The sequence below is a fragment of the Kitasatospora sp. NPDC056800 genome (assembly GCF_042789775.1).
In the GTDB taxonomy this organism is placed as follows: Bacteria; Actinomycetota; Actinomycetes; order Streptomycetales; family Streptomycetaceae; genus Kitasatospora.
The window spans coordinates 1-2,362 of record NZ_JBHUAL010000391.1 but is presented as its reverse complement, the minus strand read 5'-3'; the positions used below and the strand labels follow the sequence as shown (position 1 = coordinate 2,362).

Here is a 2,362-nt window from a genome sequence, read left to right as displayed (position 1 = left end):
GAGGGGGGGGGGGCCCCCGCGCCCGGCGGGGGTCAGTCCAGGAAGCGGCGCAGCGAGTCCGCCATGGCTTGGACGAAGCCCTCCCGGACCTCGTCGGCGACCAGGTCGAGGGAGAGGTAGGGGTTGAGGTCCTCCAGCTCGACCAGGAGCAGGCGCCCGTCCGGCGCGCGGCAGGCGTCCACCCGCTGGATCCCGTGGGCGAGCGTGTTCCAGTCGACGAAGCCGCGGGCGAACGCGAGGTCGGCGGCGCTCGGCTCGTACGGCTCCAGGACCCAGCGCCGGGCCGGGTCGGGCGTGTGGAGGGCGTACTGGAAGGCGTCGTCCACGAAGTAGAACGAGACCTCGTACCGGAAGTCGATCCGCGGCTGGACCAGCACCTCGCCCCACTCGACGCCGTCCAGCTCCTCGCGGGTGAGGAAGCGCAGGCCTATGCTGTCGGCGCCCTCCTCGGGCTTGACCGCGTAGCGCTCGGCGGCGGGCAGCCGGTCGAGGTCCTGCGGCCGGTCGACGGTGGGGATGACCGGGTGGCCCGACGCGGTCAGGTCCAGCAGGTACCGCTTCCCGGCCATGTCGCCCCGCCCGGTCAGCGGGTTGTAGACGCGTACGCCGTCGGCCAGCGCCTGGGAGCGGAACCGGGCGTACTCCTCCCGGTAGTGCAGCACCGGGCCGCTGTTGCGCACCACGACCCCGTCGAAGCGCCCCATCAGGGACCGGGCGTCGAGCGGGTGGCACAGGGCCAGGTCGAAGTGCTCCCGCAGCCGGGAGGTGAGGAGGACGTCCTCGTCGCCGTAGCGCCGGCCGCGGGCGGGGTAGGCCAGGTCGGTCACGTACAGCAGGCTGGGCCGGTCGGGCACGGGGGCTCCCTCGGTCGGTGGTGAGGGAGCGAATCTACCGGCCGACCGGAATCCCGCCGTCCCCGCCGCCTGTCCGTACGGCGTCCGTGCGTCGGCTCAGGCCTGGAAGGTCCATTCGTTCACCAGGTCGAGGTTGCGGAACACCGGCGGCCCGTCGCACAGGGCGGCGGCCCGCGCGGCGAACTCCGAGGTCTCAGGGCGGTCGGAGTTCCGCATCGCCGCCTCGTGCGAGGGGAACTCCACGATGTTCAGGTACACGTTCTCGCCGTCGCGGTCACGGGTCTGCAGCGAGCGGATCGCCAGCCGGTGGCCCGCGTTCTTCTCGACCCAGCTGTCGAGCAGGGCGTTGAACTCGTCGATCCGACTCGTCCGGTACTCGATGATCTGGATGAACCTCACGGGTCAACCTCCTCGGCTCCGCGCGGGGCAGCCGGCCGCCCCCTCCAGGGTCCCCCCGGCGCGCGTGCCCTGCCACCTCCTGGGATGGACGGGCACCGGGGGAGCCGCCGGGACGAAGCCGCCGCTACAGGAGGGCCAGGTCGGGCTCGACGCCGGCCGCTTCGCAGCTGGCGTCCCACAGGCGTGCGGCGAGGGCCGGATCGGTCATGTGGGCGCGGACCGGCTCCAGCTCCGGTGCGCCGCGCAGGCCGAAGGCCCTGGGCCCCCACAGCTGTCCGCCGCGCACCCGCGGGTCCAGGACGGCCCGGACGATCGGCCAGGCCCCGCGGTCCTTGCCCTGGAGCAGCAGCCCGGCGGGCGCGCCCCGCAGCCGGCTGCCGCGGGTCGCCGCGTGCACCCCCGGGCGGGCCGGGGTCAGCGAGTCCAGGGCGCCGCCGGGATGCGCCACCAGGCTGAGCACGGTGCTGCCGCGGGCGCGCAGGCGGCGGTCGAGCTCGAAGGCGAAGGACATCTGCGCCAGCTTCGACCGGCCGTAGGCGCGCTTCGGGCGGTAGTCCCGGGCCGACTGGAGGTCGTCCGGGTCCAGCCGCTCGGAGCGCGCCGCGAAGCTCCCCACCGTCACGACCCGGGCGGCGGGCGCCGCGGACAGCAGCGGCGCCAGGGCCCGGGTCAGCGCGACGTGCCCCAGGTGGTTGACCCCGAACATCAGCTCGTGGCCGTCCTTCGTCGTGCACCGCGGCGGATCGTCGAGCGCGACCCCGGCGTTGTGGACCACCGCGTCGAGGCGGTCGAGTCCGAGACCGTCCGCGGCGGTCCGCACGGACGCCAGGTCGGCGAGGTCCAGCCGGAGGTGGCGCAGCCGCGCGCCGGGGACGCGGGAGCGGATCGAGGCCATGGCGGCCGAGGCCTTCGCCCCGTCCCGGCTCCCCAGCACCACGACGGCCCCGGCCCCGGCGAGCTGCTCCGCGACGAAGTAGCCGATCCCGGCGTTGCCCCCGGTGACCAGGAAGGACCTGCCGGCGGCGGAGGGCAGCCGGTGGACGTCCCACGGCGGGCTGGGGTGGGTGGAGGACATGACGGGGGCTCCTTCGGCTCGGGCGGTGCGTCGT

At 74.9% G+C, this 2,362-nt stretch carries 3 protein-coding genes; all 3 read right to left on the bottom strand.

The window, feature by feature from the left end; all coding sequences use genetic code 11:
- Window positions 1-32 precede the first annotated feature (32 nt).
- Complete coding sequence (locus ACFRQN_RS40550; RefSeq protein WP_380745655.1) at window positions 33-854, bottom strand: hypothetical protein; 822 nt, start codon at window positions 852-854, stop codon at window positions 33-35.
- A gap of 96 nt (window positions 855-950) precedes the next feature.
- On the bottom strand, window positions 951-1,253 hold the full coding sequence (locus ACFRQN_RS40545) for a hypothetical protein (protein WP_380745652.1): 303 nt from the start codon (window positions 1,251-1,253) through the stop codon (window positions 951-953).
- A gap of 124 nt (window positions 1,254-1,377) precedes the next feature.
- On the bottom strand, window positions 1,378-2,328 hold the full coding sequence (locus ACFRQN_RS40540; protein ID WP_380745649.1) for an SDR family NAD(P)-dependent oxidoreductase: 951 nt from the start codon (window positions 2,326-2,328) through the stop codon (window positions 1,378-1,380).
- Window positions 2,329-2,362 lie beyond the last annotated feature (34 nt).